This window comes from Candidatus Binataceae bacterium (assembly GCA_035500095.1).
GTDB lineage: Bacteria > Desulfobacterota > Binatia > Binatales > Binataceae > JAKAVN01.
The window spans coordinates 12,506-37,756 of the sequence record DATJXN010000057.1; the positions used below are offsets into that span (position 1 = coordinate 12,506).

At 64.5% G+C, this 25,251-nt stretch carries 32 protein-coding genes; 24 read left to right on the forward strand and 8 right to left on the reverse strand.

What is annotated here, in order from left to right:
* Nucleotides 1-81: 81 nt before the first annotated feature.
* From VMI09_06340 to VMI09_06370, 7 genes are all read left to right on the forward strand, one after another.
* The gene (locus VMI09_06340) at nt 82-1,182 is read left to right on the forward strand and encodes a hypothetical protein (GenBank protein ID HTQ24297.1); all 1,101 of its coding nucleotides are present in this window, start codon (nt 82-84) and stop codon (nt 1,180-1,182) included.
* Nucleotides 1,183-1,350: 168 nt separating this feature from the next.
* Nucleotides 1,351-1,914 (forward strand): 30S ribosomal protein S6, encoded by a 564-nt coding sequence (gene rpsF / locus VMI09_06345; GenBank protein HTQ24298.1) that lies wholly within the window; start codon nt 1,351-1,353, stop codon nt 1,912-1,914.
* Nucleotides 1,895-2,203, forward strand: a complete 309-nt coding sequence (locus VMI09_06350; GenBank protein ID HTQ24299.1) for a hypothetical protein — start codon at nt 1,895-1,897, stop codon at nt 2,201-2,203. The genes rpsF and VMI09_06350 overlap by 20 nt, the downstream gene beginning before the upstream one ends.
* 200 nt (nt 2,204-2,403) lie before the next feature.
* On the forward strand, nt 2,404-2,634 hold the full coding sequence (gene rpsR, locus VMI09_06355) for a 30S ribosomal protein S18 (protein HTQ24300.1): 231 nt from the start codon (nt 2,404-2,406) through the stop codon (nt 2,632-2,634).
* A 20-nt stretch (nt 2,635-2,654) separates the two neighbouring features.
* On the forward strand, nt 2,655-3,626 hold the full coding sequence (locus VMI09_06360) for a DUF2232 domain-containing protein (GenBank protein HTQ24301.1): 972 nt from the start codon (nt 2,655-2,657) through the stop codon (nt 3,624-3,626).
* Between the two features lie 32 nt (nt 3,627-3,658).
* Complete coding sequence (gene rplI / locus VMI09_06365) at nt 3,659-4,108, forward strand: 50S ribosomal protein L9 (GenBank protein HTQ24302.1); 450 nt, start codon at nt 3,659-3,661, stop codon at nt 4,106-4,108.
* A gap of 13 nt (nt 4,109-4,121) precedes the next feature.
* A complete protein-coding gene (locus VMI09_06370; GenBank protein HTQ24303.1) occupies nt 4,122-4,760 on the forward strand; it encodes a glutathione S-transferase family protein in 639 nt (212 codons plus the stop codon).
* Between the two features lie 175 nt (nt 4,761-4,935).
* On the opposite strand, the gene VMI09_06375 is transcribed toward VMI09_06370, so the two are convergent.
* Nucleotides 4,936-5,235, reverse strand: a complete 300-nt coding sequence (locus VMI09_06375) for a hypothetical protein (GenBank protein HTQ24304.1) — start codon at nt 5,233-5,235, stop codon at nt 4,936-4,938.
* 374 nt (nt 5,236-5,609) lie between these two features.
* Between VMI09_06375 and glgC the strand changes: the two genes are divergently transcribed.
* The 5 genes from glgC (at nt 5,610) to VMI09_06400 (ending at nt 10,601) form a co-directional block, all read left to right on the forward strand.
* Nucleotides 5,610-6,845 carry a glucose-1-phosphate adenylyltransferase gene (gene glgC, locus VMI09_06380; GenBank protein HTQ24305.1) on the forward strand — a complete coding sequence of 412 codons (1,236 nt, stop codon included), beginning with the start codon at nt 5,610-5,612 and terminating at the stop codon, nt 6,843-6,845.
* A complete protein-coding gene (locus VMI09_06385) occupies nt 6,842-7,987 on the forward strand; it encodes a lysophospholipid acyltransferase family protein (protein HTQ24306.1) in 1,146 nt (381 codons plus the stop codon). The genes glgC and VMI09_06385 overlap by 4 nt, the downstream gene beginning before the upstream one ends.
* 273 nt (nt 7,988-8,260) lie before the next feature.
* Nucleotides 8,261-9,430 (forward strand): 3-oxoacyl-[acyl-carrier-protein] synthase III C-terminal domain-containing protein, encoded by a 1,170-nt coding sequence (locus tag VMI09_06390; GenBank protein ID HTQ24307.1) that lies wholly within the window; start codon nt 8,261-8,263, stop codon nt 9,428-9,430.
* Complete coding sequence (locus tag VMI09_06395; protein ID HTQ24308.1) at nt 9,424-10,068, forward strand: isoprenylcysteine carboxylmethyltransferase family protein; 645 nt, start codon at nt 9,424-9,426, stop codon at nt 10,066-10,068. Before VMI09_06390 ends, VMI09_06395 begins: the two co-directional genes overlap by 7 nt.
* Before the next feature lie 116 nt (nt 10,069-10,184).
* The gene (locus tag VMI09_06400) at nt 10,185-10,601 is read left to right on the forward strand and encodes a heme-binding protein (GenBank protein HTQ24309.1); all 417 of its coding nucleotides are present in this window, start codon (nt 10,185-10,187) and stop codon (nt 10,599-10,601) included.
* Between the two features lie 73 nt (nt 10,602-10,674).
* On the opposite strand, the gene VMI09_06405 is transcribed toward VMI09_06400, so the two are convergent.
* Nucleotides 10,675-11,538, reverse strand: a complete 864-nt coding sequence (locus VMI09_06405; protein HTQ24310.1) for a CPBP family intramembrane glutamic endopeptidase — start codon at nt 11,536-11,538, stop codon at nt 10,675-10,677.
* 364 nt (nt 11,539-11,902) lie between these two features.
* Between VMI09_06405 and VMI09_06410 the strand changes: the two genes are divergently transcribed.
* The 3 genes from VMI09_06410 to VMI09_06420 all read left to right on the forward strand — a co-directional run bounded on the left by VMI09_06410 (nt 11,903) and on the right by VMI09_06420 (nt 13,344).
* Nucleotides 11,903-12,049: a hypothetical protein gene (locus VMI09_06410; protein HTQ24311.1), complete on the forward strand. Its 147-nt coding sequence runs from the start codon at nt 11,903-11,905 to the stop codon at nt 12,047-12,049.
* Nucleotides 12,046-12,357, forward strand: a complete 312-nt coding sequence (locus VMI09_06415; GenBank protein ID HTQ24312.1) for a hypothetical protein — start codon at nt 12,046-12,048, stop codon at nt 12,355-12,357. The genes VMI09_06410 and VMI09_06415 overlap by 4 nt, the downstream gene beginning before the upstream one ends.
* Nucleotides 12,358-12,564: 207 nt before the next feature.
* Complete coding sequence (locus VMI09_06420; protein HTQ24313.1) at nt 12,565-13,344, forward strand: SDR family oxidoreductase; 780 nt, start codon at nt 12,565-12,567, stop codon at nt 13,342-13,344.
* A 45-nt stretch (nt 13,345-13,389) separates the two neighbouring features.
* On the opposite strand, the gene VMI09_06425 is transcribed toward VMI09_06420, so the two are convergent.
* Complete coding sequence (locus tag VMI09_06425) at nt 13,390-14,115, reverse strand: SDR family oxidoreductase (GenBank protein HTQ24314.1); 726 nt, start codon at nt 14,113-14,115, stop codon at nt 13,390-13,392.
* 149 nt (nt 14,116-14,264) lie between these two features.
* Here VMI09_06425 and VMI09_06430 point away from each other — a divergent pair, with 149 nt between their 5' ends.
* From VMI09_06430 to VMI09_06440, 3 genes are all read left to right on the forward strand, one after another.
* Nucleotides 14,265-15,620, forward strand: a complete 1,356-nt coding sequence (locus VMI09_06430) for a phosphomannomutase/phosphoglucomutase (protein ID HTQ24315.1) — start codon at nt 14,265-14,267, stop codon at nt 15,618-15,620.
* Nucleotides 15,617-16,675 carry a sugar phosphate nucleotidyltransferase gene (locus VMI09_06435; GenBank protein ID HTQ24316.1) on the forward strand — a complete coding sequence of 353 codons (1,059 nt, stop codon included), beginning with the start codon at nt 15,617-15,619 and terminating at the stop codon, nt 16,673-16,675. The genes VMI09_06430 and VMI09_06435 overlap by 4 nt, the downstream gene beginning before the upstream one ends.
* Before the next feature lie 112 nt (nt 16,676-16,787).
* Complete coding sequence (locus tag VMI09_06440) at nt 16,788-17,318, forward strand: cupin domain-containing protein (GenBank protein HTQ24317.1); 531 nt, start codon at nt 16,788-16,790, stop codon at nt 17,316-17,318.
* A gap of 68 nt (nt 17,319-17,386) precedes the next feature.
* On the opposite strand, the gene VMI09_06445 is transcribed toward VMI09_06440, so the two are convergent.
* Complete coding sequence (locus VMI09_06445; protein HTQ24318.1) at nt 17,387-17,845, reverse strand: hypothetical protein; 459 nt, start codon at nt 17,843-17,845, stop codon at nt 17,387-17,389.
* A gap of 6 nt (nt 17,846-17,851) precedes the next feature.
* A complete protein-coding gene (locus tag VMI09_06450) occupies nt 17,852-18,442 on the reverse strand; it encodes a hypothetical protein (GenBank protein ID HTQ24319.1) in 591 nt (196 codons plus the stop codon).
* Between the two features lie 110 nt (nt 18,443-18,552).
* Here VMI09_06450 and VMI09_06455 point away from each other — a divergent pair, with 110 nt between their 5' ends.
* The 3 genes from VMI09_06455 to VMI09_06465 all read left to right on the forward strand — a co-directional run bounded on the left by VMI09_06455 (nt 18,553) and on the right by VMI09_06465 (nt 21,589).
* Nucleotides 18,553-19,035, forward strand: a complete 483-nt coding sequence (locus VMI09_06455; GenBank protein ID HTQ24320.1) for an adenosine-specific kinase — start codon at nt 18,553-18,555, stop codon at nt 19,033-19,035.
* Nucleotides 19,036-19,134: 99 nt separating this feature from the next.
* Nucleotides 19,135-21,099: a methylmalonyl-CoA mutase family protein gene (locus VMI09_06460; protein HTQ24321.1), complete on the forward strand. Its 1,965-nt coding sequence runs from the start codon at nt 19,135-19,137 to the stop codon at nt 21,097-21,099.
* 22 nt (nt 21,100-21,121) lie between these two features.
* Complete coding sequence (locus VMI09_06465; GenBank protein ID HTQ24322.1) at nt 21,122-21,589, forward strand: hypothetical protein; 468 nt, start codon at nt 21,122-21,124, stop codon at nt 21,587-21,589.
* 77 nt (nt 21,590-21,666) lie between these two features.
* Here the strand turns inward: VMI09_06465 and VMI09_06470 are convergent, their stop codons facing one another.
* The 3 genes from VMI09_06470 to VMI09_06480 form a co-directional block, all read right to left on the reverse strand.
* Nucleotides 21,667-22,254 carry a hypothetical protein gene (locus VMI09_06470; GenBank protein ID HTQ24323.1) on the reverse strand — a complete coding sequence of 196 codons (588 nt, stop codon included), beginning with the start codon at nt 22,252-22,254 and terminating at the stop codon, nt 21,667-21,669.
* 62 nt (nt 22,255-22,316) lie between these two features.
* Complete coding sequence (locus tag VMI09_06475; GenBank protein HTQ24324.1) at nt 22,317-22,874, reverse strand: hypothetical protein; 558 nt, start codon at nt 22,872-22,874, stop codon at nt 22,317-22,319.
* 113 nt (nt 22,875-22,987) lie between these two features.
* The gene (locus VMI09_06480; protein ID HTQ24325.1) at nt 22,988-23,296 is read right to left on the reverse strand and encodes a hypothetical protein; all 309 of its coding nucleotides are present in this window, start codon (nt 23,294-23,296) and stop codon (nt 22,988-22,990) included.
* A gap of 528 nt (nt 23,297-23,824) precedes the next feature.
* On the opposite strand from VMI09_06480, the gene VMI09_06485 reads away from it, so the two are divergent.
* The 3 genes from VMI09_06485 to VMI09_06495 are packed head-to-tail and all read left to right on the forward strand — an operon-like array spanning nt 23,825 to nt 24,795.
* Entirely contained in the window at nt 23,825-24,235 is a 411-nt protein-coding gene (locus tag VMI09_06485) for a hypothetical protein (GenBank protein HTQ24326.1), read from the forward strand.
* Nucleotides 24,232-24,507 (forward strand): hypothetical protein, encoded by a 276-nt coding sequence (locus VMI09_06490; GenBank protein HTQ24327.1) that lies wholly within the window; start codon nt 24,232-24,234, stop codon nt 24,505-24,507. Before VMI09_06485 ends, VMI09_06490 begins: the two co-directional genes overlap by 4 nt.
* A 3-nt stretch (nt 24,508-24,510) precedes the next feature.
* Nucleotides 24,511-24,795, forward strand: a complete 285-nt coding sequence (locus VMI09_06495; protein HTQ24328.1) for a hypothetical protein — start codon at nt 24,511-24,513, stop codon at nt 24,793-24,795.
* Nucleotides 24,796-25,251: the final 456 nt, after the last annotated feature.

The window sequence follows — 25,251 nt, forward strand, 5'->3', positions numbered from 1 at the left end:
GATAAACCGGCTGATCTGCGGCTAAGTTCCCTTTCGCTCTTGCCGATCGTCGAGGGCGCGGGCAATGCTATGCTTTGAAGCGTGAGCGCCGCCGCCAACATACGGATCGAGGCGATCAATACCCCCCAGGCGTTCGAGGAATTCGCTCGTCTGCCCTACGAGGTCTACGCCGACCGCGAAGCCTGGTGGCCGCCCGACATCCGCAACGAGATTGACCTTCTTTCCGGACGCACGCTGACCGCGCCTTATCTCGGATTGCAGCCGTTTTGCGCCTGGAGCAACGGCCACCTGGTGGCGCGCGTAAGCGCCGTGATCAATCGCCGCTATATCAGCCACTGGGGCGAGCGCGTGGGCCAGCTAATCCATTTCGAGGCCGCCGCCGGCGAAGACGGCGCGGTTGGTACGATGTTGACGCGCGCGATGGAATGGCTCGCCCGCGCAAAGATGGAATCGGTGCGCAGCGGATTCGCCGCTTTTCTCGACTATCCCTATGCGATCGATAACTACGGCAGCCTGCCCTCATTCCTGCTGCGCGGCAATCCCGAGTACTACCATCGCTATCTCAAGAACGCCGGCTTCGAGACCGAGAAGGGTCAGATAGATTACACCGCGCCGTTGACCAGCGAGATGCTCGCGCGCTACGCGCGGATGATCGAAGCGGCGCGCACCGCCGGAGTCGCCATAAAGAGCTGGCGCGAATACGGATTCCTCGCCGCGGTCGACGCGTGGACCGCGGTCACTAATGCGGCGTTCGTCCGCCATTGGGGATGGAACCCGATAAGCCGCGACGAAGTGCGTCCGATGATGGCGCCGTTGCACGGCACCGCGGTCGGCGACCTGTCGATGGTCGCGGTAGCCAATCGCGAAGTTATCGGCGTGGTCTTCTCCGTGCCGGACCTGAGTCCGGCGCTCGCGCAGGTTCGTCCAGGCGTCAAACTGCATCCCGAGCGCGGCGGTGGCACACGCGGCGCGCTTATCAATATCGGCGTGCTCGAGCAGGCGCGCGGCAAGGGCGTCGCCCTCGCGATGGCGGCGCGCTCGTTTGTGACGATGGCGCAGAGCGGGATGCGCTATGCCGGCTACACGTTGGTGCTCGACGACAACTGGGCGTCGCGGCGTACGGCGGCCGCGCTGGGCGCGCGGGTGACGGGAAACTTCGTCACTTACCGGAGAAATCTGTAACCGCGAGTCCAAAGACCCTCCGCTAGTTTGCGGAAAACGACATCTTCGACGCCCATTTTTTCGGGTTTTTCTTTGGCTTGCAGCTTGAAGGGCGGGATTCTTGGATGTTAGTGTAAGCGCCTGCTCCTTGCTCCCTCTGGGGGCTGGAATCCACAAGGAGGCTGCCGCGTGCGGCGCTACGAGACTATTTTCATCCTTCGCTCGGATCTGGGCGAGCCTCAGGTCAAAGACAGCATCAAGCGTTTCGAGGGTTTGATCGGCGCCGGCGGCGGCGAGATGCTCGAGACGGACGAATGGGGCTTTCGCGAGCTCGCCTACCGGATTCACAACGAACGCCGCGGCTATTACGTCCGGCTCGATTATGCCGCCGACGGCGCGGTGATGAACGAGGTTGAACGCAACCTTAAACTCTCCGATAGCGTGCTGCGTTACCTGTCGGTGCTGCTCGATCCCGAGGTCGATACCGCCAAGGTGCGCGCCGAAATCGAAGCGCGGCTCCATCGCGCTGCCGAGGCCAAGGCTGCGGCCGAGGCAAGAGTGGCGGCCGCCGCCGCCGCGGCCGAGCGTCCGGCGGGCGAAGTAAGTTCCGGCCCGCCAGCCGCCAATCTCTCTGCCGAAGAGGCGGCGGGCGAGGCTGAGGTCGCGCAGAAGGCCGCGTCCGAACAGACTGAAGGAGCGGCCGCGGCCGCCGGAGGCGAGGCGAATCCCGCGGGTGAGCCGAAGCAGGATTGAACTGATCGGGGTAGCAGTTTCCGCGCCCGAGGTGCGGACTACGCCCGCCGGCACGCCGGTTTTAAGGGTCGAAGTGAACTGCGGCGAAGGCCGCGAAGTTTTAAAGCTGGGAGTCGTGATGGCGGGCGAGGACGCGCGGGAGATCGGCGCGCGGGTCACCGCCGGAGCGACGCTTAGAGTGACGGGAGCGCTGCGCGCGGTGCGCGGTGCTCGATGGTCGTCCGCGGGAAGCGGCGTCGAGGTGCTGGCGTCTGCGATAAGCGAGGTCGCGGCCGACGCGGTCCCGTGAAACCAGGCAGGCAGTCTCAACGGCTGCATCAGGATACGATTCGACGTTGATTTGACAGGGAAAAAATGGCCGACGAAGAAAGGACAGAGCAAGGCCCCGGACACGGTAGTCATGAGCACGGCCGCGGACGTCCCGGAGGCCCGCGCGGGGATGGCGAGCGCCAGGGGGGCGGCGAAGGGCGCGGCGGTGAGCGAGGCGGGATGCGCCGGCGCCCCGGCGGTGGCCGGCGCAAAGTATGCCGCTTCTGCGCCGACAAGGGGCTGAAGGTGGATTACAAGGACGTGCGCACGCTGCAGAACTTCATCACCGAGGGCGGCAAGATCGTGCCCAGCCGGACCTCCGGTAACTGCGCGCGCCATCAGCGGCAACTCGCGGTCGCGATCAAGCGGGCGCGGGTGATCGCGCTGCTGCCCTTTTCGACCTTGGGCTAACGGGGAATGACGAGCGAGCGGTGAGAAGCGCACGGGCAATCGTCGGGCTGCTGGTTGGTGCGATTCGCGCCGCCTTCCTGTCTGCCGCACTTTACCTGGCGGCGGCGGTGATCCCGCTCGTGGGCGCGATCTCCTCGCTGTTCGCACCGGCGCCGGTTCTGCTTTTTTCGGTGGGCTTTGCCGGAGCGCGATTGCGCGCGGCGGCGGTGATCGCGCTGGCTGGCGCGGCGGTGGTCGCGCTCGGCGGATGGCTCGCGGCGCTCGGCTATGTGCTGACTTTCGGGCTTGCCGCGGCCGTGATGTGCGACATGCTCGAGCGGCGCAAGCCCTTCGAGACGATCGTGATGGTGACCGGCGCCGCGGTGCTGGCGGCGAGTGTGATTGCGGCCTTTGCGATGGCGGGTTCGGCCGAGGGGCTGGCGCGGGAGATCCACGACGTGTTGGCCTCCGGAATGGCGCGCGGACACGATTTCTACAAAGTGCTGGGAATCGAAACCGGAATGGAGCGCGACGCGGAGGCCGGACTGCTCGACATGATGATGCGGCTATGCCCGGCGCTGGTTGCTCTGTCGGCAGGTTTCGGCGCGCTGCTGAATCTGGCGATATTCTGGCGGATGGGCGGCCGGCAGCGGCTCGGCTACCCGCTCTTTGGCGACCTGGCGCGCTGGTCGACGCCGGAGTGGTTCATTTGGGTGTTGCTGGCGGCGGGGTTCGGGATGTTCGTTCCGGTGCCGGCGCTGGCGGTGGCGGCGATGGACGCATTCGTGTGCGTGGCTGCGGTGTATTTCTGCCAGGGGCTGGCGATCATGGCCTTTTACTTCAAGGCCCTGGCGATTCCGCCTTGGGTCCGGGGGCTCATCTATTTTGTTACAATAATCCAGCCGGTGCTCGCGGTGCTGGTATGCGCGGCCGGCATTTTCGATCTCTGGGTGGATTTCCGGCGGCTCAAGCCGCCGAGCCAGGAGGCGGGCAGCTTCGGCGATTTTTTCTAGCCGGGAAAGGCGATTTCGGCGATCAAAAACTTATGAACGTGCAAGTGATTTTGAGTGAAGAAGTGCCCAACCTGGGGCGTGCCGGAGACGTAGTCAGAGTCCGCGCCGGGTACGCTCGCAACTATCTGCTGCCGCGGCGCCTCGCAGTCGAGGCCAGTTCCAGAAACCTGCGCGCCTTCGAGCATCAGAAGAACCTCGCGATGCTGCGGCGCGAGGCGAACAAGGGAACGGCGGTCAAGCTCAAGCAGCAGCTCGAGGCGTTGATGCTCACCATCGGCGCCAACGCGGGCGAAGAGGGCAAGCTCTTCGGCTCGGTAACCAATATCGATATCGAACGGGCGTTGCGCGAGCACGGATTCGAGATCGAGCGGCGAAAAATAATGTTGGCTGAGCCGATCAAGCAGCTTGGCGAGTTCACCGTCACGGTGAGGCTCGACCCGGAGGTTGAAGCTGGCGTGAAGCTCACTGTGGCGGCGTCATAAAGGCCATCCGGGTATGATGAAACTTTACGATTTCCTGCCCTGCCCGTTCGGTCAAAAGGTGCGGATTGTTCTGGCGGAAAAGAGCCTGACCTACGAGCTCATCCAGATTGACTTCGCCCAGAATGACCAACGGCGCCCCGAATTCCTCCGGCTGAACCCGTTTGCCCGGGTTCCGGTGCTGGTCGACGAAGACACCACAGTCTACGATTCGACGATCATCAACGAATATCTGGAGGACGAATATCCGGAACCGCCCGTGCTGCCGACAATCGGCTCGAGCGCGCAGCGCGCGCGGGCGCGGCTGTTCGAGGACTTCGCCGATACCTCGTTCACGCCGCAGGTTGGACAACTCATGACCGAGATGGCGCGGGCGGAGGGCGAGCGCGACCAGGGACGCCTCCAGCGGCTGCATCGTTCGATCGAGCGCGCGCTGGACTATCTCAATCACGAGCTGACCGGACAGCAGTTTCTGGCCGGAGAGTTTTCGGTCGCCGACATCGGGTTCGCGCCGCGCATGCTGGTATTGGGCGAATTGGGAGTCCAGACGGGAACCAATCGTCCCAACGTCGACGCGTGGATAAGGCGGCTGTTGGAGCGGCCGAGCATCCAGTCCCTCCAAGGCGTGACGATCGAACCGCTCGCCGGCGTCTAGCTCTCGCGGTCGCGAATTCTGCTAGACGATTTTCGCAGGTTGGAAAAGCGACAGGCGCGCCGTCCCGATGGGCGGCGCGCCTGCTTTTCAGGGGTCATCGATGCAGAGCGGTAATTGCTAGGCTAAACCATCCGCAGCCGATTTAACAGCCAATCGGCCGTTCCGTCCCTGGCTACTAGGGTTGATCCTCGCCGAACAGCGGTTCCTCGTCCTCGGCACGCGTCGAGGCCACACCGGTCGCCCGGTAAAGCAGCTTGGCCGCGAATAGCTTGTTGCCCAGCCGACCCTGTGGCTTCAGCATTCCCCCGTGCCGGCGGCACCGCGGGCACGCCATAGTGCCGCTCAGGAGGCTCGCGTTCTGGGGAGTGATGCGCAGGTCAAAGGTAGCTCCGCATCCTGGGTTCTGGCATACGGTCCGGTAAACGACTCCCGGCCGCTCGGCGCTCTTGGTTTCAGTGGTTGTCGCGGTTTGCATTGAGCTATCTCCTTGCCGCGTCTGTAGGTTCTATCAGCCGCGCTGGTCAATTAGACGTAAAACGCAGTCAAAAGTTTCAAGCAAGCCATGTGCCTAGGCTGATTTGGCGTTCGATTTTCAGGAAAATATCTATAAATCCGACACTTAGGGGCGGTCAGGATGATCTGACCGAAAGTCGAGCAATTTTCGCACAATGAGCCCTTTTTGCAACAATGCTCTCTAATTTCTGGCAAAATGACTCAGAATCCGTCGCCGATTAAGCCACTTTTGAAATGCTACCCTTTGCGACATTATACGAGACGAGCGGCCTTTTCCGATTATGGTCTGATGATCGCTTGGTGAATCTGGGCTGAGATGCAACGAAGGGTGGGGCAATGAGGACTCTTGCGATGGTGATGGCCGGAGGGCTGGGCAGCAGGCTGCACCCGCTGACCCGCGACCGCGCCAAGCCGGCTGTGCCTTTTGGCGGCAAGTACCGGATTATCGATTTCGTGCTTTCGAATCTTGTAAACTCGCGAATTTACGCGATTTACGTGCTGGTGCAATGGCGCTCCCAGTCGCTTATCGAGCATCTCAAGGACGGATGGCAGTTCGGCGGGATACTGACCGACCAGTTCGTCACCCCGGTTCCCGCCCAGATGCGGATGGGCGAGAGCTGGTACCAGGGCACCGCCGACGCCATCTTTCAGAACCTCAACCTGCTGGAAGACAATAATCCCGACCTCGTCGCGGTCTTCGGCGCCGACCATATCTACCGGATGGACGTGCAGCAGATGATCGAGTTCCATCTCGAGCGCAAGGCCGCCATAACCGTCGCCACCATCCCGGTCCGAATCGAGGAAGCCGACCAGTTCGGAATCGTCCAGGTCGACTCGGGATTGCGCGTTTCGGGTTTTCAGGAGAAACCGTCGAGCGCGCGTGCGATGCCCGGGGCGCCCGGACAGTGCCTCGCTTCGATGGGCAACTATCTGTTCAATCCCGAAGTCCTGCGCCGCGCGCTGGAGGAGGACTCGACCATCGCTTCGAGCCATCACGACTTCGGCCGCGATCTCATCCCGCGCCTGATTGAACGGGTTCCCATCTACGCCTATAACTTCATGACCAATCGCATCCAGGGCGATTCCGAGGTCAACCTGAGCTACTGGCGCGACGTCGGCACGATCGACGCCTACTACGAAGCCAACATGGATCTGCGCGACGCGCGGCCCCATCTCAACCTCTACAACCAGCGCTGGCCGTTGCGCACGGCCTACTACGATCAGCCGCCGGCCAAGTTCGTCTTCGACGAGCACGGGCGGCGGGGCGAAGCGCTGCATTCGGTCGTCTCCGAAGGATGCATCGTGTCGGGCGGCACCGTGCGCAACTCGGTGCTCGGCCGTTCGGTTTTCGTCCACTCGTGGAGCCTGGTCGAGGATTCGGTGATCATGGATTACAGCGAGATCGGCCGCCACGCCCGCGTGCGCCGCGCGATCATCGACAAGAACGTTTACATCTCCGAGGGCGACGAGATCGGTTACGATCTCGAGCGCGACCGCCAGCGCTTTCATGTCACCGACTCGGGCCTGGTCGTGATCGCCAAGGCCCCCAAGCGCGAGCGGCAAAGCCTGTGACCCAAAGCCTCGCCGGCGACCTGACCGAAAATCGCTCCAGCGGCGGCGCGGCTGCCGCCAACGGCACACGCGGCAACGGCGACACGCTGGACGCGCCCGGCGAGGAGACGGACGGCGCCGATCCGTCCCAATCTGCGTGCAAGGGCAGCGTCCGCCGCGAGCGCCCCCCGCTTGCCGGGCTCAAACTCGGCCGCAAGGACTGGATTGTATTCCAGGCGATGCGCGCGGCCGTGTACGCGCTGAGCCTGCTGCCTGACTTCGCCCTGTATCCGCTCGGAATGCTCGGCGGCTACGCCGCGTATCTGCTCGATCGCCGCCACGTGGCGGTCGGCATGACCAACCTCCGGATCGCGTTTCCCGATCGCTCCGGGCGCGAACTCCGGCGCATCGTGCGCGCCTCCTACCTGAACCTCGGCCGCAGCGGCGCCGAGTACGTGCGCCTGGCCGGGTTTTTCCACCGCCGGCTCGTCCGGCACGTCACCTACGAGCGCTTCCACTACTGGGACGAGCTCAAGCGGCTCTATCCGGGGCGCGGCATCGTCGTGCTGAGCGCGCACTTCGGCAACTTCGAGCTCCTGGCGGCCGCGCACGCCCTTCACGGCCATCCGATAACCCTGGTCCATCACACGCAGCGCTTCCTCGCCGGCGACGCATTGATGACCTGGGTGCGCGAGCGCGCCGGAGTGGACGTCGTGCGCAAGCGCTCGGCCGCTCGCGCCGTGCTCAAATCGCTCGCCGACGGCGAATTGGTGGGCGTTCCGTTCGATCAGAACGCGAAGCGCGGCGAAGCGGTGTTCGTGCCGTTTTTTGGCGAGCCGGCGGCGACCTCGCGCACGCTCGCGCGGCTGGTGCGAAAGTCGGGCGCGCTGGTGGTCCCGGTCTTCATCGTGCGCGAGCCCGACAAGCGCCGCCATCGCATCGTCATCCAGGACCTCGTCGCGCTTCAGGAGAGCGCCGACGCCGAGGCCGACATCGTCGAGAACACGCGGCGCTTTCTGCGCCCGATCGAAGAGATCGTGCGCCGGTATCCCGAGCAATTCCTCTGGCAGCATCGGCGCTACCGCACGCGGCCGCGCGGTATGGCGCCGTTGTACGAGGAAACGCGGCGGCATCGCGATTCCCGCGCCAAAGCGATATCTTAGTCTTGATGTCCCGCAAATAACTTATCTTTCCGGAAAAGCCTCAAGGTGTTATTCCGAGGGAGTCGGCGACCGAGGAATCCCTGATCTTCATTTGTTTTTCGTGGAAGCCGGGATTCTTCGCTGCGCTCGGAACGACAGCCCTCAGATCTTGGGATGAAACTTATTTCCAGGACGCCACACTAGCAGCGCTATTTCGATCCGAGCCCTTGGGCCGCGGAACATCGTCGCCGCGGCGCACGTTCTCTTTACGGAAGTCCAACCAGAGGCATCATCATGAACCTCGATCTATTTGGCGGAGCCAGCGCCGTGCGAGCGCCCGGGTCCGGCCCGTCGGCCGCGGTGTCCGAAGAACATGGCGCGGCGCCCGCGATTCTGTCCGCCGCCACCGCGCTTGCGCCCAACGTGGTCGAGCAGGCGTCGATCGCGAGCCTGCTCAAGGGGCTGTGGGGTGAGAAATACGAGCAGTCGCGGCGCTGGCGCTCGACCTTCGAGCAGATCCAGCGCTCGGTGCGGATCGATCGGCGATACCTGGCGCTGCCGGTCAGCGAATATCCGCCGCTCGACTCGTTTGCCAAGACCAATGCCGCGTACGCGTGTGTCGCGCCGGAATTGGGCGCAGCGGCGGCAGAGCGCGCGCTTGCGGCGGCCGGGATGACCGCGCGCGACGTCGACTACCTGTTCTTCGTCACCGGCACCGGGATCGCGACGCCGAGCCTTGATGCGCGAATCGTTAACCGGCTCGGGATGCGCGCTGAAGTGCGGCGCACGCCGATCTTCGGACTCGGATGCGCGGGCGGAGTGGCCGCGGTGGTGCGCGCCGCCGACGTGCTGCGCGGATTTCCGGACCGGGTCGCGATGGTGGTCTCGGCGGAGCTGTGCTCGCTTACCCTGCAGCGCAGCGACGACTCGGTCGCCAATATCATCGCCTCGGCGCTGTTCGGCGACGGAGCAGCGGCGGTGGTGATGGCCGGCGGCGCCGCGGCCACGCGTTGCGGCGATGCCGGCGCGATCCCGCGGGTCATCGCGACCCGTTCGGTCTTCTATCGCGACAGCGAGCGGATGATGGGATGGGACGTGGTGGAAAGCGGACTCAAGATCGTGCTGTCGCCCGCGATCCCGGAATTGGTGCGCGAGCACTTGGGCGGCGATGTCGACGCGATGCTCGCGGAGCAGGGCCTGGGGCGTTCGGCCATAACCCACTGGATTGCGCACACCGGCGGAAATCGCGTGCTCGAGGCGATCGCCGCGGCGCTCGAACTTCCGCCCGGCGCGCTCGACCGCTCGTGGCGGCTGCTCGCGGCGACCGGCAACCTGTCTTCGGCCTCGGTGCTGTTCGTGCTGCACGATCTCCTCGATGCGGGCGCGGCGCGGGCGGGCGAGTATGGAGTGATGCTCGCGATGGGTCCGGGGTTCTGCGCGGAGCTGGCGCTACTCCGATGGTGATCTCGCTCCGCGCGTACCTGGCGATCATCACGGCGCTCGCGCTCGAGCGGCTGTTTCATCTGGCGCTCGCCTCGCGCAACGCGCGTCGCGCATTCGCGATGGGCGCGGTCGAGCGCGGACGGGGCCACTATCCGGCGCTGGCGGCGCTTCACGCGCTCTTCCTGGTCTCGGCGGCGGCCGAGGCGATCGTGCTCCGGCGTCCGTTCCCGGGCGCGCTCGGATGGGCCGCGCTTGGCGCCGCGCTCGGAGCACAGGCGCTCCGCTACTGGTCGATCGCGGCGCTGGGCTCGCGCTGGAACACGCGTATCATCGTGCTGCCCGGCGCCGCTCCGGTGGTCCGCGGGCCGTACCGCTTTATGCGCCATCCCAACTATCTTGCGGTGATCATCGAAATCGCATGCGTGCCGATGATCCGGGGATGCTGGATAACGGCGACGGTATTTTCGATCGCCAATGCGGTGCTGCTGAGAACGAGGATTCCCGCCGAGGAGGCTGCGCTGGGCTCCCGCTACGCGCTCGAATTCAGCGGCCGGCTGCGGCTGGTTCCCAAACCTTCGCCACGGACCGCGCGGCACGACGCGCACGGCGGGGCCCGCCGCAGGATCGCGCAGCGGCGCCGCGGATTAACCACGCGCTAACTCGCCGCCCGTCGCGCGAAAGGTTCTGGCAATACGACAGAATCCCGATAGACTGGCGGCCGATGCCCGGCGCCCGAGTTTGACGCGCATTTCAGAAACCTTGGAGGCGTTCCACGATGAGCAAGACATATGAGAAGCACGCAATCACCGCGGATTTCGCGCAGAAGCTGGTCGATGCGGCGGTCGCCAAGGCCAACGAGCTCAAAATTCCGCAGTGCGTTGCGATCGTCGACGAGGGCGGAAACCTGAAGGCCTTCGTGCGTATGGACGGCGCGGCGCTTATTCCGATCGAGATCGCGCAGAGCAAGGCCTACACCGCGCTGTTCGGCTTTCCGACTCACGAATTTTTCAATTTCATCAAGGGCGACCCGGCGCTCGTAGCGGGCATCCCGGGACGCGCGCGCGTCGCCGCGTTCGGCGGCGGCTATCCGATCAAGATCGCTGGCGAAGTCGTCGGCGCGATTGGCGTGAGCGGCGGCACGGTCGAGCAGGACATGCAGTGCGCCGAGGCGGCGTTGAAGCTGGTGCAGTAGAGTCCGCTACGCCGGTTACGAAACCGATTTCCAGGAAAGCGGAGCGTGCCGCGCGGCGCGCTCCGCCTCGCGTCTAGGCGCGCTTGCCGACGAGCCGCGGCATCAGCGCGATGATGGCGAGCGAAATCGCCCACGCCGCCGCACCGGTCACCAGCGCTGGTCGTCCGTATCCGGCGATCCAATGCGGCGGCGCGGCCCGCGGCGCGCCGCCATAAGGCCATAGCTTGACCCCAAGTACCAGCCCGGCATGCAATCCTGCCGAGAAGTACACGCTGCCGGTCAGCAGATAAGCCTCGCCCAGCGCAAGCCCGAGTAGAAACAGCCCAACGAGCGCGGGCAGCGCTGCCGCCGGATGGGCCAGTTGCGCAAGGCTCGAGCCGAGGTTGTGAAAGCCCGCCGCCGCGTCGAATCCCGTCACGTAAAAGCGTGCGGGCGAACGCACTAGATGCGCTAGCGCGTAGATTGCCGAACTGATCGCCAGCGCACCGTAACGGCCGAAGTCCTCTATCATCCCGCCCAGCACGAAGGCGCGGAAGAAGCCTTCCTCGATTATCGCAATCAGGATCGCCCCGGCCACGTACTTGGGCGCGCGCGCAAGCGCCTGGCCGGTCCCCATCGCGTCGCGCCCGCCAAACATCGCACCGAGCACGAGCAGTATCGCGATAGACGCCGCCGCAACCGCCAATCCGCGCACTGCGCTGCCGAGATTGTTGAGCGGACCGGCGAAACCGCGCCCGAGCAGACGGGCGAGGCGCAATTGGCGCGCCCAAAGCGCCATCATCGCCGCCATCGTCGCCATCACGACGCGATCGAAGATGCGCGGGAATGGGAAGCGGTAACCGGCGGCGCCGAGCGCGTTCGCAACAAAGGGTGCGATAACAGCCGCAGCGGCGGCCGCGAGCAAAAGCGCAATCGTTAGTCTGACGGTGAATCGCATCGCAGAGGTGGACGCTTGCGTGGCCGATGAACGCAATGCCCACGAAGCGTTAACGGTTGCGGCCGCGCCATGCAAGCGCCCATCCGCTGACCCGCGCATCGATCGGGTGGTTGAAGCGAGAATCGGCTATCTAATACCTGAATGGCCACAATAAGCCTAATAAAGAATGATATAGTCTTTTGCACTATCATATATTGTTAAATCTTTTCAAATTCTATTTAGACATATATAGAGATAGATTATAGTTATAAAACAGTTGAAAGAATTTCACAGGATGAATGAGGTACTGTGAGACGGTAACATCAAGCAATTGGCGAGTAGGGCAAAGCTTAAGAGCGAAACCAGAAGGAAAAGGGAGGAAACGATGAAAAGGACCAAGATACTTGTCGCCGTGGGATGCCTGCTGGGGCTGGCTCTGGCCCGGGTGCCGGCTTACGCGAGCCCTACCAACAAGAAGATCACGCTAGCCTGCAACAGCCCAAATGCTGCGATTCCATTAGCGGCTCGGTGACCGTCACACTTTGCGACACGACGGCATGTGACAATTCCCTGGTCTGTCCTGTAGTCAACTGCGACACCGGCGGCACCATATCCGTGACGCAGGCCTGTAACACTGATAATGCCACAACGCCGTTTAAGGTCGGTGCGGTCAGGGTAAACATCTGTTATCAGGAAGATGGGGATCTCGATCCGACCTGTACCCAGCATCCGGGGACCGGAGGCGGAACCGCTGTCACCGGAAAGGGATTTACCACCGTGGTCGGACCGGGTTCGCCGCCGACCGGTGATGGCGATACCGTTTCGCTGATCGTCAAGTAGCAGCGACGTTCTCGCGCTCGCCACATCTGCAGGCCCGGCCCAGCATGGGCTGGGCCTCGCTTTTTCAGGATGGTTTCGCCTCTCGACCGCATCGAGTCGAGCCGCCGAAAGTGGCGGATCGCAAATGTCTGTGCTAGCTCACCGCAAAGATGGCTCGTCGCGGCATGCGCTCGAGCGATAATCCCTTTCTTTCGCGTGAGGCTCTAAATGGACCTGGGACTCAAGGGCAGAGTGGCGTTGGTGACCGGCGCGAGCATGGGAATCGGCGAGGCGACCGCGGTCGAGCTTGCGGGCGAGGGATGCGAGCTTGCGATCTGCTCGCGCCACGCCGACCAACTAGCAAAGGTGCGCGACCAGATCGTCGCCAAGGGCGTGCGATGCGTCGTCAAGGAGTGCGACATCCGCAAGCCCGGCGATATCGCCGCGCTTTTCGACGAAGTCCGCCGCGCTTACGGCCGCCTCGACATCCTAGTGAACAACGCCGGCGCCGCGACGCACGGGACCTTCGCCTCGCTGACCGACGAGCAGTTGATCGCCGACTACGAGCTCAAGGTTCTCGGGCAGTTGCGATGCACACGCGCCGCGCTGCCGCTGCTGGAAAAGAGCGCGGCGCCACGCGTGATCAACGTCAACGCGATCGCCGGGCGCGTGGTGATTCCGGGGCTGTTCGCCACCACGATGCATCGGGCCTCCTGTTATGCGCTCAGCAAGGCGCTCGCGTGGGAGCTCGCCGATCGCAAGATCCTGGTCAACTCGGTGAATATCGGGCTCGTCCACACCAATCAGATCGAACGTGCGCACGCGCGCCGCGCCCCCGACGTCCCGTTGGAGAAATTCATGGCGCAGGCGGCACAGATCGTTCCGCTCAAACGCTTCGGCGAGCCGCACGAGGTCTCGGGCCTGATTGCGTTTTTGGCCTCCGAACGGGCCGGTTTCATCACTGGCGCGTCGATCGATGTGGGCGGCGGCCAGGGCGCTCATGTCTAGGCTCCGACGCTTCGCGTGGCGCTCCGCTCCCGCCGAGTTCCGGCGCTAGCGCTCAGGGTTGCGCTGCGGCTCGAGCACGATTTCCAGCGGGCACGCGCGCGCCGGCGCCCGCACCACGGACATCACCGCGTCCGCCACATCTTCGGCCGAGAGCATCAGCGAGCGATCGAGGCGTTTGTTGGACGGGATGAGCGCGGTGTCGACCAGCCCCGGGATTATCACCGACAACTTGACCCCGCTCGGACGCAGTTCGGCGAAGGCCGCGCGGCTGAACGCGATCAGCCCGGCCTTGGCCGCTGCATAGACCGCCTCGCCCGCCGGCGTATTACGTGCCGCTGCCGAGGCGACGTTTACGATGGCGCCGCCACCGTCTTTGGCCATCCGCGCCGCCGCAAGGCGCGCGAGCGCGATTGGCGCGCGCAGATTCACGGCCAGGATGCGGTCCAGCGCGGCGGTGCCGAGCTTGACCAGCGGCGTGCGCGGCGGCGCCCATCCGGCATTGTTCACCAGCACGTCGATGCGCCCAAAGTGCTCGAGCACGGCGTCGAACAGGGTCTGCGGGCTGTCCTCGCCGGCGAGATCGATCAGCACGATGAGCGAGCGTGCGGGGTCGAGGCCTGAGAGGCGCCGTGTCTCTTCGAGTTCGTCGAAACTGCGCGCGGCAACACATAGCGCGTAGCCATCGCGCGCGAGCGCAAGCGCGGTCGCGCGGCCGATCCCGCGTCCCGCACCGGTCACGAGCGCCACGCGCTGTTCTGCCTGCTCTGCCATCCCGCATGAATGCCCGGCGGCGGCGCCGCGGCGGTCAAAAATGCAGCTTGCACGATCAAGCCGACTTCCACAAACTGTGATGGATAACGGCCGCGGGCGGGGACTACCGTCGGCGGCGGCTCGGCGTCGGGAGGAGGCATTCGGCAAGCGTGAATCCGCAGGTTTTTCGCGAGTACGACATTCGCGGCATCGTCGAGCGCGATTTCGACGACGACTTTGTCGTAAATCTGGGCCGCGCCTACGCGACGATGCTTCGGCGGGTGGGCAAGACGACGATCACGCTCGGGCGCGACTGCCGGCTCTCGTCGGACCGCCTGTTCGGACTGCTGAGCGACGGTCTTCTCCAGAGCGGCATCAACGTGGTCGATATCGGCGTCGTGCCGACGCCGCTGCTGTATTTTTCGGTGATTCACTGGCGGATGGACGGCGGCGCCATGATCACCGGGAGTCACAATGCCGCCGAGTATAACGGCTTCAAGCTGGGCATCGGCCCTTCGACCATCTACGGCGATGAGATCCAGGAGGCCCGCCGCATCATCGAGCGCAAGGATTTCATCTCCGCGCCAGCGCGCGGCACGTTAAGCTCGCGCCCGGTGCACGGCGACTACAACGATTTCATCAAACGCACCATCACGTTGCGGCCCGGGCTCAAGGTCGCAGTCGACGGCGGCAACGGATGCGGCGGCGTGGTCGCGGCGCCGCTGATGCGCGAATTGGGGCTCGAGACAGTCGAGCTTTTCATCGAGATGGACGGCCGCTTTCCCAACCACCACCCGGACCCCACCGTCGAAGAGAACATGCGCGACCTCATCGCGGCGGTGAAAAGCAGCGGTGCCGGAATCGGAATCGCCTACGACGGCGACGCCGACCGCATCGGCGCGGTGGACGAGAACGGCCGCATCGTATGGGGCGACGAGTTGATGGTGGTGTTTTCGCGCACGATTCTGCGCGAGCGGCCGGGCGCCGCGATTATCGGCGACGTCAAGTGCTCCAACCGCATGTACGACGACATCGCCGCGCACGGCGGCCGCGCGATCATGTGGAAAACCGGCCATTCGCTGATCAAGAGCAAGCTCAAGGAGGAGCACGCCGCGCTCGCCGGCGAGATGAGCGGACACATGTTTTTTGCCGATCGCTACTACGGGTTCGACGACGCGATCTACGCTTCCTTCCGCCTGCTCGAGATCGTAAGCCGCGAGCAGCGCGGCCTCGCGAAAATCCTCGCGGATCTTCCGAAGAGCTGCTTTACTCCCGAAATTCGCCTCGATTGCGCCGACGAGAGCAAGTTCGAACTCGTGCGCAAGGCCGCCGACTACTTTCGCGGCCGCTACGACGTGATTGAAATCGACGGCGTGCGGGTGAAGTTCCCCGGTGGATGGGGCCTGGTGCGCGCCTCGAATACGCAGCCCGCGCTGGTGATGCGCTTCGAGGCAGGCGACGAAAAAACCCTCGGCGAAATTCGCACGTTGTTCGAGAGCAAACTCAAAGAATTGGGAGCGATGTGAGCGCGCCAAGGCCGAGCGCGCTCATCATCGCTGGCGGCCGCGGCACGCGCTTTTGGCCGGAAAGCCGCGCCTGGCGGCCCAAGCCACTTTTTTCGATCGACGGACGCAGCTCGCTGCTCGCCGACACCGTTGCGCGGGTCGCTTCGGTAACCACCCGCGCGCGTACCTTCGTGCTGGTCTCGGCCGACCAGCGGACGATCTTCCGCAAGGCCCTCCGCGGCCTTATCCCGGCGGCGAACCTTGTCATCGAACCGAGCGCGCGCGGCACCGCGGTCGCGATCGCCTATGGATGCGCGACCGTCGCGCATCGCGCCGGCCCTGGCGTGGTCGCCGTGATGCCGGCCGACCATTACATCACTCCGCCGCAGGCCTTTCGCCGCACGCTTGCCGACGCTATCGCGTTTGCCGCCGCGCGCCACGCGGTAGTCGTGATCGGTGTCGTCCCCGACCGCCCCGAGCCGGGTTACGGCTATCAGCAGATCGGGCGGCCGGTAGGGCGCGGGTTCGAGGTGGTGCGCTTCGTCGAAAAGCCGCCGCTCAATGCGGCGCGCCGGATGGTCGCGTCGGGGAAGTTTCTGTGGAACGCCGGGATGTTCGTGATGGAGCCCGCGACGCTGCTCTCCGAACTCGACCAGCACGCGCCCGATCTGGGGCGCGCGATGCGCGAGTTCGGCGGCGCGTCGCCGGCCGCGGTCGCGCGCATCTATCGCAGCCTCGATTTCGACGCCTTCGATCGCGTGGTCGCCGAAAAGAGCCGCAACGTGCTGGGCGTGCAGGCGCGCTTTCGATGGCATGACGTGGGAAGCTGGGAGGGGCTCTGGGAGGCGCTCGGCGGGCGCGACGCCAACGTGCTCAAGGGCGAAGTGATCGCGCTCGACAGCGAAGGCGTGCTCGCGCGCGGCGCGAAGGGCCGCTTGATGGTGTTGCTGGGCGTTAAGGACCTGGTTGCGGTCGATACCGGCGACGCCATCCTGGTCGCCGGCCGCAAAAGTTCGCAGGACCTCCGCCACGTGGTCGACGAACTCGCCCGCCGCCGCCTGAATCGCTACCTGTAGCCGCCGCGCGGCGTTCCTTTCTTTGTGCTTTGCGCCCGCCGATGCGCTAGGATGCGCGCGTTCCGGCCTCGACGAATCACATTCTTCGCCGGACGAGGTGAGAATCTTGAAGATGAAAGATCTGCGGCGCGTTGTAACCGGCATCGACGAATCCGGCAAGTCCTACGTTGCGATAGACGGGCCCGGTGCGGGTGTTATCGAAGAGGGCGGCGCTGGGCTCGCTGAGGTCTGGGTCACCGACACGACGCCCGCCGACAACGCGACGAAGGGCGATGCGGCCGCATGGAAGATGCACCTGGAACCGCCGGCCGACGGCAGCGTCTTTCGGTTCTTCCAGCTCGCTCCGGAAGACAAGACGCTCACGCCGCGCGAACTCGAGGAGCGGACAGCGGCGATGTTCGCGGCGATCGGCGGCGCGCATTGCCGCGTCGATACCAAGCGCCATCCGAGCATGCACGCGACGCGCACGGTCGACTACGTCGTGCTGCTCTCGGGCCACGTGACGCTCCTGCTCGACAAGGGCGAAGTCGAGCTGAAGCCGTTCGACGTGGTGGTGCAGCGGGGCACGAATCACGGATGGGTCAACCGCGGAACGGAGCCGGCGCTGTTCGCCGCGGTGCTGATCGACGCCAAGCCGCTCTGAGAGCGGACGTACCCGGACAGCTTTCTTGAAAGGGCAGGAGTGCGGGATCTGGGCAGGGCCGCGAGAGCTCAGTCGAGCGCCTGCGGGTCGCACTTGAGCGCGAGGTCGCGCAGCTCGCCAACCCCGCGGTCGTCTTCGCGCGCGATCGTGCCGAGCCGCGCCGCAAACGCCGCGTCGATCCCCTCCCAATGAAGCGCCTGCTGGTTCATCGCGCGCGAGAGTTCAAGCAGGATCTCGAGGTCTTCGCTCGTGCGCTGCCAGTTGCTCGCGCCGTCGGGACCGAGCGGGCGCGGCAGCTTCGACCATACGTGACGGTCAACGAGGATCGTGTCGAGCGTTCGCGCATGCTCGGCCTGGCGCGCCGCGAGCGCGCGAAGTCCGGCGGCGATATTCGGATAGGTGCAAAGCTCGGCATGCCGGGCGAGGCGGTTTGCGAGTTCCTGATGGCGTCCGGCGATCTCGGCAAGCTCGGAGAGCCTCCGCGCTTCGGGCGCCGGCGTGGCGAAGATGCGTTCGATTATGCTCATCGGATTTCAGACCTGTTTCGCGCCTGAGTCGGGCGGCAGGATCGCGCGCACCAGGAACGATTCCCGCTTGAAGAAGCCGCGCGTGTGGTAGGAGTTGCCGAGCCGGAAGACGGCGTAGTCGAAGTAATGCGCCAGCTCGTGCATCAGAGTCCGCAGAAAAGTTTTGGGCTTGACCACGTCGTGGCGCGCCGCCGTGCGCGTCCACAGCACGATCCGCGGCGCATCGGGGTAAAAGATGCCGTGAAGCTCGCCGCGCTGATTGCGCGGCCGCACGCCTTTTACGTCGATCGGCACGACGCGCACGCCCGCGAGCCGGCATAGTTCGCCCACCAGCGCCTGCGCCGCGCGCCCCGTTCCAGCGAGGTTGCCGCCCTCGAGTAGCGCGATCACCGCCTCGGCGAGGGCGAGCACGGAGGGCCCGGCCGCGAGGTCGAAGCCGTCGATCGCGTCGCTGCGCAGATAGACCTTCTGGTCGCGCGGCGCGAGCCGGTAGAAGAACCCCGGCAGTGCGGGGGTGGCGTCGGCGGCAGCACCGGGTCGCGGCGCGGCGGTGCGCGATCGCGGCGGAGCCGCGCGATGACCGCCGCCTGTTTTCAAAAAACCCCTCGCACGGTGCCTCGCAATAGCCGCCCCGGCTCTCGTATCATCGGAGTCATCCCGTAGTAATCATCCGAGACTCGTAAACGAATACCGGAGAACGCTCGCCTATGGAACTCAGCGCGATCGAAATCGTCAAGCCCGCCGACGCCAACGTCATCATCGGCCAGGCCCACTTCATCAAGACCGTCGAGGACCTGTACGAGGCGGTGATTGGCGCGGTGCCGGCGGTCAAGTTCGGCGTCGCCTTTTGCGAGGCCTCGGGCCCGTGCCTCATCCGCCACACCGGGACCGATGCCGGTCTGGAAGAGGCCGCGGTGGGCGCGGCCAGGATGATCGGCGCGGGTCACGTGTTCGTAATCATGCTCGGCAACGCCTTTCCGATAAACGTGCTCAACCAGGTGAAGGCGGTCGCCGAGGTGTGCACGATCTTCTGCGCCACGGCCAATGATGTGCGCGTGATCGTAGCCGCGGAGAGCGGCGTGCGCGGCGTGCTGGGCGTAATCGACGGCAGTGCGCCCAAGGGTGTCGAGGGGGAGCAGGATCAGGCCGACCGCCGCGCGATGCTGCGCCGCTTCGGTTACAAGCAATAGTCGCGATTTACTTTTCCATGGCTATGCCGGAGGGGTGCTGGAATCGGCGGGCGCGGGCCATTACGCTTTAAGCGATCGCGAGACGAGATCGGAGAACCGATGAATCGAGCCGCCGCCACGTCCACGCCCGAGGCGAAAAAAAAGTCCGCTCCGCGCGAGCCCTGGATTATCAGGACCTACGCCGGTTTCGGCGACGCGCGCCAGGCCAATCGCCGCTTCCTCGAGAATCTGAGCCGCGGCCAGCGCGGACTCTCGATCGCTTTCGACCTGCCCACGCAAAACGGCTACGACCCCGACGCGCCGGTCGCCGCCGGCGAGGTCGGCAAGGCCGGCGTCTCGATCTGCCACTGGCGCGACATGGAGGAGTTGCTCGCCGGGATCGACCTCGGCGCGATCAACACCTCGATGACCATCAACGCGACCGCGCCGTTTCTGCTCGCGCTCTACCTGGTGGTCGCGGAGAAGCGCGGCGTCGCCTGGACGGAGCTCCGCGGCACGACCCAGAACGATCTGCTTAAGGAATTCGTCGCGCGCGGCACCTCGATTTTCCATCCCGAGGTTTCCTTCCGCATCTCGACCGAACTAATCAACTTTGCGGTCGAGCGCGTGCCCAACTGGAATCCAATCAACTGTTGCGGCTACCACTACATGGAGAGCGGCGCCGGCCCGGCCGAGGAGATCGGCTACACCTTCGGCAACGCGATGATGATTCTCGACGCGCTGCGTCCGCGGCTCGCGCCCGAAGCGTTCGAGCAGACCGTGCGGCGCATCTCGTTCTTCATCAATAGCGGTATTGAGCTGGTGCCCGAAATCAGCAAGGTGCGCGCCTACTTCAAGCTCTGGCGCGATCTCTGCCGCGACGAGTACAGCATCGACGGCGTCGCGTTTCGCGCCGGATGCCAGGTGCGCTCGCTGACGCTGACCGAGCGCCAGCCCGAACTGAATATCATCCGCATCGCGTACGAGGCGCTGCCCGTGGTGATCTCGGCCGCGGCGCGCGTCAACGCGCTGCAGCTTCCCGGTTTTCGGGAAGCGATGGCGCTGCCTGACCAGGCCGAGCAGGCGCTGAGTCTCCGCACGCAGCAAATCCTGATGCACGAGACCGGCCTTGCCGAGTGGGGCGATATCTTCGAGGGCAGCAAGGTGGTCGAGAAGCTGACGGGCGAGATTGCCGAGCGGGCGCGCGCGATCGCGCTTGGGCTCCGCGCCGCGGGCTACGCGCGCGCGATCGCCGCCGTCGGCGGCGAGCTCACGCGTCTGCTCGCCGAGCGCCAGCGCAAACTCGCAAGCGGCGAGCTGGTGCAGGTCGGCGTCAACGCGTTTCTCGACGATATCGGGCTTACCGGCCAGGGCGCCGTCGCCGACGATGCCGCCGCCCACGCGGTGGCCGAGCGCGACCGGATAGAGTCGGTCGTCCGCTGGCGCCGCGAGCGCGACGCTCGCGACGGCGGCGGCGCGGTCGCCCGCGCGCTCGAAGCGCTCGAGCGCGCGGCCGCAAGCGGCGCGGGCGTAATGGAGCCGACGCTCGAGCTTGCGCGCGCGGGCGGCACGGTCGGCGAATGGACCGCCGCGCTCGAGCGCGCGACCAACGGCCGCTACACGCCGCCCGTGCTCGACCGCACGGTGGCGCTTGCGCCGCTCGAAATGCCGCGCGCTCCGCGGCGCATCCGTATCGCGCTCGGCAAGGCCGGGCTCGACGGCCACATCAACGCGGTCAAGCTGCTCGCGCACGCCTGCATGCAGGCCGGGATGGAAGTGATCCTGGCGGGGTTCAAGCAGACGCCCGCGCAGATGGTCGAGACCGCGCTGCAGGAGGACGCCGAAGTGCTGGCGATAAGCTCGCTCGCCGGAGCCCATCTGGCGATCGCCCGGGAGGCGATCGCGCTGCTCAAGGAGCGCGGCGCGGACGACGTGAAACTGGTGATGGGCGGAATAATTCCCGCCCGCGACCGCCAGCCGCTGCTCGAGATGGGCGTGCGCGCGGTGTTCACGCCCAAGGATTCCGATCTCGCCGAGATAGTCCGGCGGATTATCGAAATATGCGACGGAGCAGCGGCGGCTTGACGCCGCGCGCGAGGAAAAGGGCATGAAGGTACGATTTCTGTTGGGTGCGATCTGCGCAGTCGGCTTCACCGTCGCCGCCGCGACGGCGGCGCGCGCGGCTGAGGCGCGGCCGTGGCTCTGCCGCTCCAAGCCCGTGTTCTCGTCGGATTCCGCGATGAAGTACCAGATAGTCAATCACGGCGGCGAGCGCTGGCAGTTGCTATTGATGCAGTTCGAGATGGGCAGCGCGCACGACGGCTATGAGGTCGTGGCCTCCCAAGAACTGTCCTCCAACGCGGGACAGGCGAGCGGCACGCTCGCGCCCGGCCGTTACTTTGCGGTCGCGATGTACCGCGGCGAGGGAGGGCACTGGATTTGCCCCGGCTATGCGCAGGACAAGGACCGGCCCGCCGGCGCGGTCAGCCGCATCTGTTACGACGAGGATTCGCCGGGCTGCCCGGTCGCGCTGACCGTTCTTTCCGCCGCTCCCGCGTCCGCGTCCGCGCACTGACGCCCCGACCCCCGCACGACAAAACGGCCGCGGCCGTTTGCGAGGTAGGCCCCGAATCCGTTTGCGTCTATAGCCGCCTAGTCAGTCGGCGCGTTGCTGCCGCGCGAGCTGTCCAGGTGCCCGTCCATCGACGCCGCATTGATCGTCGTGGTCGAGCCGCCGCCGGCCGTCATCCCGGTGACGATGCAATGGTACTGGCCCGCGTCGAGGTCGTCGGCGAGCAGCTTGTGCAGCAGCGTGCGATTGCATTGCATCGTGGTCGTCGCCGGGATGCAGTATGAGCCGGCGCTGCCCGGCGCAAAGGTCAGGCTGACCTTGAACTCGCCGTCGCCCGAGCCGAACCCGCCCGAGGGCGGCGTGATGGTTCCGGTAATCGTCCCGTTGCAGACCTCTTCGGCCGGGACCGTCGGATCGACGGCGTTGAAAGTCTCCGCGCCGTTGAGATTGCCGCCGGCGTCGCCGGTCACCTGGCCGATCGCGTCAATGCTGAGCCGGGCGGCGGACGAGCTCTCCGGCGTCACGACCTCGTATCCGTTCAGGCGCAAATTGAACTTGCCCGACGCAATCGGCAGGCTGTCCGCGGCGGCCGCGCGTCGCGCGCTCATGCCCACCGCCATCAGCATTGCCGCTCCGGCAGCGATTCCGATGCGATTCCTGAGATTCATACTACTCCCTCCTCGATTTTGGTTAGTGACTGTGCAGCAGCCGATGACTGAGACTGCACTTGTTAATGCCGTTGATCGTAGACGTCCTCGCGCGTCATGTAGCGGTACGGATGCGATCTCCACTCGGTGCGCGCGACCGGATGCTTGGCGAGAAATTCGTGGAGTTCCGGATGGCTCGCCAGGTATTTGGGGTCGTCAATCAGGCCGGGATGATGCTCGAGCTGCGCTTGAACCTTCGGATGCCGATCGAGGTAGTGATCGGTGTTGGCGAGCGGATGCGCCCGGTCGTGCTGCCAGTCGTAATGTCTCTCGCGGTACATGAACTGGCCCGGCGATTCATGAATCTCCTCGCGCACGCCCGGATGGCTCGCCAGGAAGGTATGGAGGTCCGGATGGGTGGTGACGAAGCGCGGATCGTTGATGAGCCGCGGATCCGCGGCGAGGCGCGCCGCGACATCGGGATGGTGATCGAGATACTGATCGAAATTGGCGACTTCGGCGTGCGAGATATCCGGATTGCGGGCCGGCCATTCCTGCGCCATCGCCGTGGCGCCGAGCGCGCCCGTGAAAACCACCGCCGCAAGAGCCGTCACGGTCTTTTTGAGATGCCTCCGCTTCATTTCTCAGTCCTCCTTCTCCAGTTCGCGGACGCGGCTCTGCCGCGGCCGCTCAAGCGGTCTGTTATCCCCTCGCCACGAGCGCGGCGCCGGGGTTTATCCCCTGTCGGTTGCCTTTAGTGACGCGCCGCGAAAAGCAGCACGCCGGTGCCCTGCGCGAGGTGGCCGATACTCGAGGCGACGGCGGCGCTAGTGCGCCAGGCCTGGTTGCTCTGGTTGGCCAGATGGTCCTCGAGCTGCATCTTCTGCTCCGCGCTCAGTTGATCGTAGGACTGGTTGTAGTAGCTGGGCGCATACTGCTGGGCCGCGCCCTGCGGATCGTACGCGGTGCATCCGGCAACGGCGCTTGCGGCCAGCAGGGCGGCGGCGCATCCGGCGAGCCGCCGCCGGCATCCGCGATTTCCCTTAAAGCCTCGATCTTTCATCGGCGTCCCCCGTTTGCATTTGCGCCCTCCCGTCTGCATCGCCGTCTTCCGGTCTGCCCACGTTCCATCGCTTGGACGCGCGCCGGATAGATTTCGTTTACATGGGGAGGCGTCACGCAAAAATTTTGAAGGGCGTGTAAACGGACGGCCCCGGCCCTTTGTGAAAGAAAACCTCGATTCGGAGGAACAAAGATGGATCGATGCCCATACTGTGATGAAGAAAAGGACGATATTAAGGCCCGTGGGCTGACACCGGAGAGGAAGCCCGGTCAGGCACCGGCAAGCCGGAGATATGTGGTCACACTATGTGGCAGTTGCTGGAGCCGAGTGGGCAGTGATGAAAAGCTGCGCGCGTGGGTGAAGCAATAACTAAGTCAAACCTGAATTTCGGGCGGCGACTTCTAGAAAAATACCGATGATCGCATCGATCCACTGAAGTGGCTGTTTTTCCTCTGGATGATGCTTGCCTAGACGCTCAGAAAGGACGAAAATAGTGCTTTCACGCTTCTACGTAAAAAGAAATACATTTTGACGCGTTTAATGATGTATTTCAGTTTGCTGGTGCTCACCGCCATGCTTGGTGGCTGCGCCGCCGATCGGATGAATGAAACCGCAGAAAAACTAGACGCGTCGCGAGAGGCATTGCGCACTTGCCTCGCCGCCCACCAAACCGATCCCGATGCCTGCGCATCTGAAAAGGAGATGTTCGAGGTAGATCGAGAAACCTACGAAGCGCGCGCTTCCGCCATTAACGGGGGTGCGGTGGAAGGCGGCGCGGGTGAGCAGTTCCTCAACGGCTTCGCCAAAGGACTCGCCAACCGTCGTGCCCAAACCAACTATCAGCCTATGCTTACGCCGAACCCTCTGGGCCAAACCTATCGCATTACCACACCGGGCGATGTCGTCGGGCAACAGGTGACAGTTACGCCCGGACCATGAAGCTCAAGTCACAAGCAATGCTGCTGCTCTGCGGTTGGTATCTGATGTATCCGCCGCGCACGACCTACAGCATCAAGAGCCATTCCATAGGCTCCCTCCGTAACACGTCGGCACCCCTCTCAAGATGGACAATGCTCGGCTCGTTCGACACGGCAGTCGAATGCGACAAGGCGCTCGTAGCCAACGGCGGAGGGCAAGGAAGCAGCCGCAACGAGGCCGATCTGATCCTTCAATGCATCGCCAGCGACGATCCGCGCTTGAAGGAAAAATAGGCAATGAAGGTCCGCTACGCCGCTGCACTCGCCTTGGTGGGTTGGTATCTGATGATCCCACCCGCAATGGCAATGGACTGTGAGAAAGATTCGCTCTCAGACGTATCTGGATCTGGAGCAATACTCGAGATGGCGGTGGGCCGGATTTATAAGGTCGATGACGTCGATCAGGTTGACTCGCAGCTTTGGCTCCCCGGCAGAAGATGTGCTGGTCTGCACCGAAACGAAGACCTTTCAGGAGAAGCGCATCACAATTTATACGATCATCAACAAGGATTCGGATGGTGAGGAAGTTAGTGCAAGCCGGTGGCACTGATCCTGCCCACGAACCGGTTTTGGCCGTTCAGCGGAGGTTGCCTATCAAAATGCCAAACGAGGTCGAAGGAGTCTCTTCTTTTACAACGATGTGGGTAGCGTTGGAGTACGAAGTCAAAATGTATTTCAACATGCGCGTCACGTTCAATAATCCCGCCCTCCATTCCGGCGGTAAGGTGGTGGGCCGGACAGGGGAGACGTCGTTACTATTAAGCAGCTGCATTCGAAGGGCCATTGCGGAAAGCGCGGTTCTTCATGCGCGCATTCTGTGCGATTTGTTTTCTTCCGAACGGAAATCGAAGAGGTACGAAGATGATTGGGTTTTCGGACCTATTCGATGATTGGGAGACGGGTGAGAGGTATAGCAACCTCAAGCTCCACATCGCTGAGATGAAATCAGCATATGGAGACTATAAGACCGAAAACTCC

Coding starts and splice junctions, on each gene's coding strand:
- rpsR (HTQ24300.1), top strand. CDS start 2,404: ATGCGCCGGCGCCCCGGCGGTGGCCGGCGCAAAGTATGCCGCTTCTGC.
- rplI (HTQ24302.1), top strand. CDS start 3,659: ATGAACGTGCAAGTGATTTTGAGTGAAGAAGTGCCCAACCTGGGGCGT.
- VMI09_06370 (HTQ24303.1), top strand. CDS start 4,122: ATGATGAAACTTTACGATTTCCTGCCCTGCCCGTTCGGTCAAAAGGTG.
- VMI09_06375 (HTQ24304.1), bottom strand. CDS start 5,235: ATGCAAACCGCGACAACCACTGAAACCAAGAGCGCCGAGCGGCCGGGA.
- glgC (HTQ24305.1), top strand. CDS start 5,610: ATGAGGACTCTTGCGATGGTGATGGCCGGAGGGCTGGGCAGCAGGCTG.
- VMI09_06390 (HTQ24307.1), top strand. CDS start 8,261: ATGAACCTCGATCTATTTGGCGGAGCCAGCGCCGTGCGAGCGCCCGGG.
- VMI09_06395 (HTQ24308.1), top strand. CDS start 9,424: ATGGTGATCTCGCTCCGCGCGTACCTGGCGATCATCACGGCGCTCGCG.
- VMI09_06400 (HTQ24309.1), top strand. CDS start 10,185: ATGAGCAAGACATATGAGAAGCACGCAATCACCGCGGATTTCGCGCAG.
- VMI09_06405 (HTQ24310.1), bottom strand. CDS start 11,538: ATGCGATTCACCGTCAGACTAACGATTGCGCTTTTGCTCGCGGCCGCC.
- VMI09_06410 (HTQ24311.1), top strand. CDS start 11,903: ATGAAAAGGACCAAGATACTTGTCGCCGTGGGATGCCTGCTGGGGCTG.
- VMI09_06420 (HTQ24313.1), top strand. CDS start 12,565: ATGGACCTGGGACTCAAGGGCAGAGTGGCGTTGGTGACCGGCGCGAGC.
- VMI09_06425 (HTQ24314.1), bottom strand. CDS start 14,115: ATGGCAGAGCAGGCAGAACAGCGCGTGGCGCTCGTGACCGGTGCGGGA.
- VMI09_06440 (HTQ24317.1), top strand. CDS start 16,788: ATGAAAGATCTGCGGCGCGTTGTAACCGGCATCGACGAATCCGGCAAG.
- VMI09_06445 (HTQ24318.1), bottom strand. CDS start 17,845: ATGAGCATAATCGAACGCATCTTCGCCACGCCGGCGCCCGAAGCGCGG.
- VMI09_06455 (HTQ24320.1), top strand. CDS start 18,553: ATGGAACTCAGCGCGATCGAAATCGTCAAGCCCGCCGACGCCAACGTC.
- VMI09_06460 (HTQ24321.1), top strand. CDS start 19,135: ATGAATCGAGCCGCCGCCACGTCCACGCCCGAGGCGAAAAAAAAGTCC.
- VMI09_06465 (HTQ24322.1), top strand. CDS start 21,122: ATGAAGGTACGATTTCTGTTGGGTGCGATCTGCGCAGTCGGCTTCACC.
- VMI09_06470 (HTQ24323.1), bottom strand. CDS start 22,254: ATGAATCTCAGGAATCGCATCGGAATCGCTGCCGGAGCGGCAATGCTG.
- VMI09_06475 (HTQ24324.1), bottom strand. CDS start 22,874: ATGAAGCGGAGGCATCTCAAAAAGACCGTGACGGCTCTTGCGGCGGTG.
- VMI09_06480 (HTQ24325.1), bottom strand. CDS start 23,296: ATGAAAGATCGAGGCTTTAAGGGAAATCGCGGATGCCGGCGGCGGCTC.
- VMI09_06490 (HTQ24327.1), top strand. CDS start 24,232: ATGAAGCTCAAGTCACAAGCAATGCTGCTGCTCTGCGGTTGGTATCTG.
- VMI09_06495 (HTQ24328.1), top strand. CDS start 24,511: ATGAAGGTCCGCTACGCCGCTGCACTCGCCTTGGTGGGTTGGTATCTG.